Origin of the sequence: uncultured Ralstonia sp. (genome assembly GCA_913056305.1) — a bacterium.
Taxonomy (GTDB): Bacteria; Pseudomonadota; Gammaproteobacteria; order Burkholderiales; family Burkholderiaceae; genus Ralstonia.
Window position 1 is genome coordinate 1 of the sequence record CAJXMR010000204.1, and the last position, 8,288, is coordinate 8,288.

The 8,288-nt window shown below is 66.6% G+C and carries 7 protein-coding genes; 1 reads left to right on the forward strand and 6 read right to left on the reverse strand.

The annotated features are described in order from the left end of the window. Window positions 1-1,813: tetratricopeptide repeat protein (locus QZ609_RS21620; RefSeq protein WP_295499434.1), on the forward strand; the 1,813-nt coding region annotated here is incomplete at its 5' end. A gap of 8 nt (window positions 1,814-1,821) precedes the next feature. On the opposite strand, the gene QZ609_RS21625 is transcribed toward QZ609_RS21620, so the two are convergent. The 6 genes from QZ609_RS21625 to QZ609_RS21650 are packed head-to-tail and all read right to left on the reverse strand — an operon-like array spanning window position 1,822 to window position 8,216. Further along, window positions 1,822-3,252, reverse strand: coding sequence for an MmgE/PrpD family protein (locus QZ609_RS21625; RefSeq protein WP_008644277.1), 1,431 nt, complete (start codon window positions 3,250-3,252; stop codon window positions 1,822-1,824). Window positions 3,253-3,268: 16 nt separating this feature from the next. Continuing rightward, window positions 3,269-3,835, reverse strand: a complete 567-nt coding sequence (locus tag QZ609_RS21630) for a YbhB/YbcL family Raf kinase inhibitor-like protein (RefSeq protein ID WP_008644275.1) — start codon at window positions 3,833-3,835, stop codon at window positions 3,269-3,271. Continuing rightward, window positions 3,829-4,476 carry a 3-isopropylmalate dehydratase small subunit gene (gene leuD, locus QZ609_RS21635; RefSeq protein WP_008644273.1) on the reverse strand — a complete coding sequence of 216 codons (648 nt, stop codon included), beginning with the start codon at window positions 4,474-4,476 and terminating at the stop codon, window positions 3,829-3,831. The genes QZ609_RS21630 and leuD overlap by 7 nt, the downstream gene beginning before the upstream one ends. Window position 4,477: 1 nt before the next feature. After that, window positions 4,478-5,875, reverse strand: coding sequence for a 3-isopropylmalate dehydratase large subunit (gene leuC, locus QZ609_RS21640; RefSeq protein WP_008644272.1), 1,398 nt, complete (start codon window positions 5,873-5,875; stop codon window positions 4,478-4,480). Window positions 5,876-5,878: 3 nt separating this feature from the next. Next, window positions 5,879-6,748 carry an isocitrate lyase/PEP mutase family protein gene (locus tag QZ609_RS21645; protein ID WP_035883230.1) on the reverse strand — a complete coding sequence of 290 codons (870 nt, stop codon included), beginning with the start codon at window positions 6,746-6,748 and terminating at the stop codon, window positions 5,879-5,881. 43 nt (window positions 6,749-6,791) lie between these two features. After that, window positions 6,792-8,216, reverse strand: coding sequence for an MFS transporter (locus QZ609_RS21650; protein WP_008644270.1), 1,425 nt, complete (start codon window positions 8,214-8,216; stop codon window positions 6,792-6,794). Between the last annotated feature and the right edge of the window lie 72 nt (window positions 8,217-8,288).

Sequence of the window (8,288 nt, forward strand, 5' to 3'; positions counted from 1 at the left end):
AGGGTGGGTCAAGATTCGATGGAAATGGTGGGTCAGCTTTGCATGGAAATCAACACAAGCCAAGACACCCGCCTTCGAGCAAGCCATGAATGCGCACCGGCACGGCGACCTCGCAAGCGCGGAGCGCCTGTATCGCGTCGCGCTGGCATCGGACCCTCGACACGCGGGTGCGTATCACCATCTTGGTCTGCTGTGCCACCAGGCGGGCCGACCGGCCGAAGCCGTGGCGCAATTGCGGCGCGCCGCCGTGCTCGCCCCTGGCGATGCTGGTGTGATCGTCAACCTCGGCATCGCCTGCAAGGCAGCCGGCGATTTTGCCGCTGCGGTGACGTGCCTCGTCCGGGCGACGCAACTCGCACCTGCCATGCCGGCAGCGCATTTCAACCTTGGGCTAGCGTGGATGGCCGCCGGCAAGGCCGCCGAGGCAGTGGAGAGTTTCGAGGCGGTGATCCGGCTACAGCCGCAGGACGCGGCAGCGCTGGCCAACCTCGCTTCGGCAAGGTTGGCGCTCGGCCTTCATGCTGAGGCAGTAGTGGCTGCCCGTCGGGCCATCGCAGTTGCCCCGGGTCAGGCGCGACTCCACACGCTGCTTGGCCATGCGTTGCAAGGGGCGGGGCATGGCGTTCCTGCGGCGGAGGCGTTCTTGCGCGCCATCATGCTCGATCCTACCTCCGTCGAGGCGCGTCTGGGTGCCGGCACCACCTTGTGCGCGATCGAGCGGTACGCGCAGGCCATCGAGCAACTGGGGCTGGCAACGCAACACGATGCGCAATGCTCGCCCGCGTGGTTCAACCTCGGTATCGCACACCTCGCGCTCGGGCACTACGTGCAAGCCGAAGCTGCGTTCCAGCGCGTGCTGGCACTGCGGCCGGGTTGGCCCGTCGCCCATTTCCACCGGGCGATGAACTGGTTGTCGGCGGGAGATTTCGCGCGTGGACTGCCGGAATACGAGTGGCGCCTGAAGCTCGATGCCTACGCTGGCGAGCCACAGTGGCCGCGCTGGTCGGGCGCGCCGCTCGACGGCTGCCTGGTCGTCGACGCAGAACAAGGCCTCGGCGACACGCTCCATTTCCTGCGCTTCGTGCCACTTGCAAGCGACCGTGTGGGCAAGGTGGTCCTGCGTGTGCAATCGGCATTGCTGCGGCTGCTCAAGCCGCTGGCGTTGCAGTGGGGAGTTTCAATCGTCGCGCTGGACGATGCGCCGCCCGAGGCGCAAGCGTGGTGCCCGCTGATGAGTCTGCCGCTCATGCTTGGCACGTCGATGGACAGCATTCCGGACATGCCGGCGCCGCTGCCGGTGCCCGAGGCCAGCCGCGAGACGTGGCGCGCCAGATTGTCGGGCCTGAAGCGCCGTCGCGTCGGCATCGCCTGGTCGGGACGGATACGCGCCAACGAGAACCGCGCCATCCCGCTGCATCTGCTCGCGCCGCTATTCGCGCGCGATGACATCGACTGGATTGTGCTGCAGCGGGACATCCCCGCCGATGATGCGCAACACCTTGCCATGTACGCCGGCACCGGACGGCTGCATGATTTCAGGCATCACATCGAGGACATGGCCGACACCGCGGCGATCATCGGAACGCTCGACGCCGTTGTGTCGATCGACACCGCCATTGCGCATCTTGCCGGTGCCATGGGCAAGCCACTGTGGCTGATGCTCGCCGTGGCCGCTGACTGGCGCTGGCGGCAGGATGCGACGCACAGTCGCTGGTATCCGTCTGCACGGCTGGTCAGGCAGACCACGCCGGGCGACTGGCTGCCCGTGATCGCCGCGGTGAACGAGGCCTTGAACGTGGTCTTGGCAGGGTGAGATCGGCGCTACGACATCGCCGATCCTACCGGTCCCGCCAGTAGTTCGGTGAGCGTGCCCGAATCCTCCAGGTCATCCAGCGACAGCAGGCAATCCTCGATGGCGCGCTGGCGCTGCGCGGGTAGCAGGCCGTCGGTGAGTCGGCGGTACTTGGCCACCACCTGCTCGCGGCTCATCGGTTGCAGGGCGGACTTGGGGGCAGGTTGTTCGGCCTGCAACTCGGTGCCGTCACGCAGGCGAATGCGCAGGCGGGTCCGGCCACGGCCAAGCGCGCCGGCCTGGTCGAATCCGGCGTCGTGGTGCGCGCGAATCCGTGGAATGAGTGCCCACACGTCATCGCGGTCGATGCGCTCGGGCGCGAACTGTCGCACCATGGCTTCGCCGTCCAGCAGGGTTACCGCAAGCGCGTAGGCGATGTTCATCTGGGCGGCAATCGGCGTGATTGGCCGCGCGAGGTCCCACCAGCCGTGGTGATAGACGGCGTGGGAAAGGTCGACGTCGATGCGCTCCACATCCTCGGCGCGGAACCGGTGCGTGGCGACGAGATCGAGGAGGGCGTCGATGCCCGCGTGCAGCCCGCCCATCGCCGCATGGGCCTTGAGCACGAAGCGGGGCGTCTCCCAGTGCTCGCCGAGTCCGTGCGCGATCTGTGTGGCATCGGGGTTGTGCCCCTCGCCGAAGGTCGAGAGAAAGCCACCGTACTCGCGCTCGAAAACGCGCTGGATACCGCTGTAGCCGCTGGCCGCCAGATGGGCGGCGTAGAGTCCGTTACGCGCGGCAAAGCCGTGGTGCATACGCTTCGACATCGCTTCATATTGCGCGGCCATCAGACCGGCGGACTGCGTTGCCGCCAGTCCAAGGGCGTCTTCGAAGCCCGCGGCATCCAGTTGCAGCAGCGAGCCCACGGCCGCCGCCGCCGCGTGCGTGCCGAACACCGGACCCGAATGCCATCCACGCGACAACATTTGGCCACCGTGCAGGGCCAGGCCGACGCGCGGACCCACCTCGAAGCCGGCGATCGCCGCCGCCAGCATCCGATCGCCACGGATGCCGCCGAGTCTTTCCGCCGTGGCGAGCAGCGAAGGCAGGATCAGTGACGCGCTATGCAGCGGCGCCAGCGGGTGGAAGTCGTCGAGCTCGAATCCCTGGATAAAGGTGCCATTGAGCAAGGCGGCCACCGGAGCAGTCGCCTTGCGACCCCATCCAATGATGCTGCACGGCCCTTCGGCTTCGAGGGCCATGACCGATTCAACCGCGGTGCGGGACCACGGCAACTGGGCGCCAACCAGCGCGCAACCCACGCCGTCCAGCAGCAGCAACCTGGCCCGTTCGCGCACGGTGTCAGGCACCGCGCTCAAGTCGAAGTTGGCCAGCCAGGTAGCCAGTTGGCCGGTCGGGCCCGAGGGATCGCTGGCCTGTCGTCGAGCCTGTTCGCTCATGCTGTTCTCCATGTTTTCAGATACGTTCGAAAATGCCATCCAGACGGCCCCGAGCGAGGACCGATCGGTCAAGCTGCGCCAGCACTTCGGGCAGCGTCGGCGGTTTGTCGAAATGCAGTTTCCCGTTGAGTGCCAGCAACTGGAAGGAGTAGCGATGGGGGCCGTGGCCGGGCAGGGCTCTCGGGCCGGCATAGGCGGTTTTGCCGAAGCTGTTGCGGCCCAGCACGGCATGGATGCTTGCCGGTGGATTGAAGGCGGCCTCCGGCAGGCCGGGCAGGTTGGGGTCGATGCCGGTGGCGATCATGTGCACGAATGGGCGTGGCAAGGGCGCATCGGCATCTTCGATGATCAGCACCAGTTCCTCGGTCTCCGAAGGCAAGCCGCGCCAGGCGAGTGCGGGCGAGCGATTCTCGCCGACGCCCTTGCCGGCGTGCGCGACCGGAATCGTTTGCCCGGCGCCGAAGCTGCCGCTGCTGAGTTCCAGCAGAGCGGGGGCAGAGGCAACGGCCGGGTGATGCCAGGCAAGGCGTTGCTCTCCGGCCCTTCGTCCTTTCAGGAGACGTCCCAGCAGGCGGCTCAGCATGATTTGACTCCGCTTCCGCTATCGGCATTGGCTTCGGACAGGTCCCATACCCAGGGCCGGCGCTGACGGTCGGCGGCCTGCCAGGCACGGATCTGGTTGTCTTCGAGCAGCGTGCCCCCGATCTCGTCGAGGCCCTGGAGGAGCATCTCCCGGCGGAGTGGGTCGATATCGAAGCTCCAGCGGCGATCGCCGGCTTCGACCACCTTGTGCTGGAGATCCACCTTGAACGGGATGGCATGGCGCGCGAGGTTCATCAGTTCGCTGACCAGCGCCTCGTCGAGAATCAAGGGCAGGATGCCGTTCTGGAAGCAGTTGTTGTAGAAGATGCTGCCGAAGCTTGGCGCGATGATGCACCGATAGCCCATCGACTGCAGCGCCCAGACGGCGCTCTCGCGCGACGAGCCGCAGCCGAAATTGGCACCGCTGACAAGAATCGGCGCGCCGGAGAACTCAGGCTGGGCCGGAAGGAATGCCGGATCGGGGCTGCCATCGGCCAGGTAACGAATCGCCTCGAAGGCGTGCACGCCAAGTTGGTCTCTGGGTACGGTGGTGAGGCGATCGATGCGGATGATGACATCGGTATCGAGGTTGGCGCGGGGCAACGGCGCCGCAAGGCCAGCAAGTGTATGGAACGGTTGCATCTCAGAAGCTCCGAATGTCGGTCAACACCCCAGTGATCGCCGCAGCCGCTGCCATGGCCGGGCTGGCCAGATGCGTGCGGGCGCCCGGTCCCTGACGGCCGACGAAATTGCGGTTCGAGGTGGAGACCGCTCGCGCGCCCGGAGGCACCTGTTCACCGTTCGCCGCCACGCACATGCTGCAGCCGGGCTCCCGCCACTGGAATCCAGCATCTTCGAAGACGCGATCCAGCCCTTCGGCCTCGGCGGCGCGCTTGACCAGCTCGGAGCCGGGCACCACCCAGGCTGTCACGCCGGCGGCTACGCTGCGGCCACGCACGACGTGCGCGGCATCGCGCAGATCCGACAGCCGGGAGTTGGCGCAAGAGCCGATGAAAACCCAGTCGACGGGCGTGCCTGCCAATGCCTGTCCGGCCTCGAGCCCCATGTACGCCTGCGCTGCGCGCCATTCCTCCGCTACGGCCGGGCTTGGGGCACTGTCCGGGTGGGGAACGCACTGGTCGATGGCGACTGCCTGGTCCGGACTGGTGCCCCACGTAATCACCGGACGCACGGCTTCGGCAACGATGCGTTCTTCTCGATCGAACACGGCGTCCGCGTCGCCGGCAAGGGACCGCCACGTCTCGACGGCACGTTCGAACAACTCGCCTTTTGGTGCGAATGGCCGGTCGCGCAGGTAGTCGAACGTCGCGTCGTCCGGTGCGACCATGGCGAATTTGGCGCCCAGCTCCACCGCGAGGTTGCACAAGGTCAGCCGGCCCTCGATCGGCATGGATTCGATCGCCGGTCCGGCGAACTCCACGGCGTGGCCGACGCCGGCGGATGCCCCGAGTGTTGCGATGATATGCAGGGCCAGGTCTTTCGGTGTCACGCCCCTGGGCAGTCGTCCATCGACACGCACGCGCATACGCCGCGGCTTTTGTTGGCGCAGCGTCTGTGTAGCCAGCACATGCACGATTTCGGACGAGCCGATACCGAAGGCCAGCGCGCCAAGGCCGCCGTTGGTACACGTATGGCTGTCACCGCAGACCAGGGTCGTGCCGGGGAGCGCGATGCCCAGTTCGGGCGCCATGACGTGAACGATGCCCTGACCCGGCTGGCCGAGATCGAACAGACGAATGCGGCCTTTCTCGCTCCCCTGCTTGAGCCCGGCCCAGAGCATGGCACCAAGTGGATACGTTGTTTCCGTGCGGCCGGGCGCGCTGGAGACGACGTGATCGGGCGTTGCAAAGCACAGTTCCGGGTTGTGCGGCGGCAGCTTGCGCTTGGCGAGCTCCCCCAGGGCCGGCGCGCCGGAGAGATCGTGCAGCAGATGCCGGTCAATGTGCAGTAGCGCCCAGCCGTCACCGAGGTCCTTGATGACATGCGCATCCCAGACCTTGTCAAAAAGCGTTCGACCCATGCTTCACTCCTGATGGCTTTGCTGGAAGTGCTGCCGGAGCGCGCTCCATTCGTCGGCACCCAGCCGGCGGAACAGCGCGGCGACGGTCGCGTCCATCTGGGGCGCGGGCATTTGCCCCTCGCGCTGCACGTCCTGCAGCACGGTGTCGCAGGCTTCGATGGAGGCCTTGAGCAGAAGACCGGGAAGGATGACCATGCGATATCCGAGTGCCTCCGCTTCCGCGAATGGCAGCAGCGGTGTGCGTCCGGTGGGGACCAGATTGAGCAGGCAAGGCCCGCCGACTTCGCGCGGGATGGTGGCGACTTCTTCGCGGGTTTGCGGCGCTTCCACGAATGCCATATCGGCGCCGGCCTCAAGTGCGAGGTTCGCGCGGGTGATGGCCTCTTCGAGGCTGACCACGGCGCGCGCATCGGTCCGCGCGATGATCGTGAAGTCCGGATGCCGCCGCGCGGCGACGGCGGCGCGGATCTTGGCGAGGAACTCGTTTCGTTCCACGATCTCCTTGCCGTCCAGGTGGCCGCAGCGTTTGGAGAAGACCTGGTCCTCGATATGGATGGCCGCGACGTTGCGGGATTCGAACTCGCGCACGGTGCGCGTGACGTTGAGCTCGTTGCCATAGCCGGTGTCGGCATCGGCTATCAGCGGGATGTCCACCGAACGCGCGAGCACGGCAGCGTTCTCGACCATTTCGCTCATGCCGAGCAGGCCGAAGTCCGGGAACCCGCGGGCAGCGGCGGTGCCGGCGCCGGTCATGTACACGGCGCTGAATCCCGCCTGCTGAACGAGGCGGGCGGTCAGGCCGTCATAAGCGCCCGGTGCGACCACGATTTCCGGTCGGGCGAGCAGTTGGCGTAGCTGGGTGGCAGCGGTCATCGAGGTCTCCTGGCTTGATTTGAGGATGATGCGAAGGGTTGGGTCACTGACTGATCTCCTCGAGCGAGAGGCCGGAGGTACGCGGTCCGAGCAGGCCAATACTCAGGGCGACCAGCAGCATGCAGGCGACGATGAGCCCCACCGCGCCGGGCACGCCCGCATGTTTCAGGGATGCGGCGATCAGGAATCCGCTCAATGCGCCGGAGACACGGCTCACGGCATAGACGAAGCCGATCGCCTTGGCGCGGTGGCGCGTCGGATACAGCTCGGCCTGGTACGAGTGGAAGCCCAGCGAAATCATGGTTCCCCCGAGTGTCAGCAGCGCGCCGGTCATCAGGATGGCGACGCCGCTGTTCAGGTTCACGAACATCGTGCCTGCGCCGGCCATTACCAGCGCGGAGACCACGATCAGGGTCTTGCGCTCGACACGATCGACGAAGGCCACCGCCAGCAGCGGGCCAAGCGGTGCGACGAGGGAGACCATCAATCCGTACTCGAGGCTTGAGGAGAGCCCCACGCCGCGCTGCACCAGGAACGTGGGCATCCAGTTCGAAAAGCCATAGAGACCAATGGCCTGGGCGGCGTGGAACAGTACGAGCATGACCGTCCGGCGTCGGTATGGCGCGCGCCAGATCTCGCGGAAGGCGGCCGGTTTGCCAACGGGCACCTCGCGCGGCGGGAGAGGTGCCGGCAAGGGGCGGCCACTCTGCTGGCGGGCTTTTGCTTCCAGTTGCTCGACCACTGCCGTGGCCTGCTGCAATCGGCCATGGCTGGCCAGCCAGCGAGGGCTTTCCGGCAGGCCCAGCCGCAACAGCCAGACGAACAGTGCTCCGACGCCGCCCATCAGCACCACCACGCGCCAGCCGTCGAGACCCAGCACGGTGCGCGGCACGAACCACCAGGCCATCAGCGCGACTGACGGCACGGCAAGGTAGGAAATCACCGCGCTCACCGCGAACGCGCGGCCACGGATGCGCGCCGGCACGAGTTCGCTCAGGTAGGCGTCGATGGTGACCAGCTCCACGCCGAGGCCGATGCCCGTCATCAACCGCCAGAAGTTCAGCCAGGCCGCGTCGTGCTGGAACGCCATGCATACCGCCGACGCCGAATACCAGAGCAGGGCGACGGTGAATACCGAGCGCCGCCCAAGTCGATCGGCAATCGACCCGAATGCCAGTACGCCGATCAGGAGGCCAAGGAATGTCGCGGCGATATAGCTCGCCGCGCCGTCGAGGGCGAAGAAGCCTTCCGTGGTCGCGCTGAGCACGCCGCTGTGGATGATCCCTGGCAGCACATAGGCCGTGGAGAAGAGCTCATAGAACTCGAAGTAGGCCCCCAGCGAGAGCAGCAGGACCAGGCTCCAGGTGCTGCGCGTGGCCGGAAGGCGGTCTATCCGTGCGGCCAGTTCGCCGGCACTGATGCGTGCGGGGGCGGCCTGCGATGCCGCGGACAGCGTCCGATCAGTCATGTTGTCTCCGTCTTATCTGGGGTCTCCTCGTTTTCAGTGCAATAAGTGACGGTACGCAAAGCTAGCACTGGC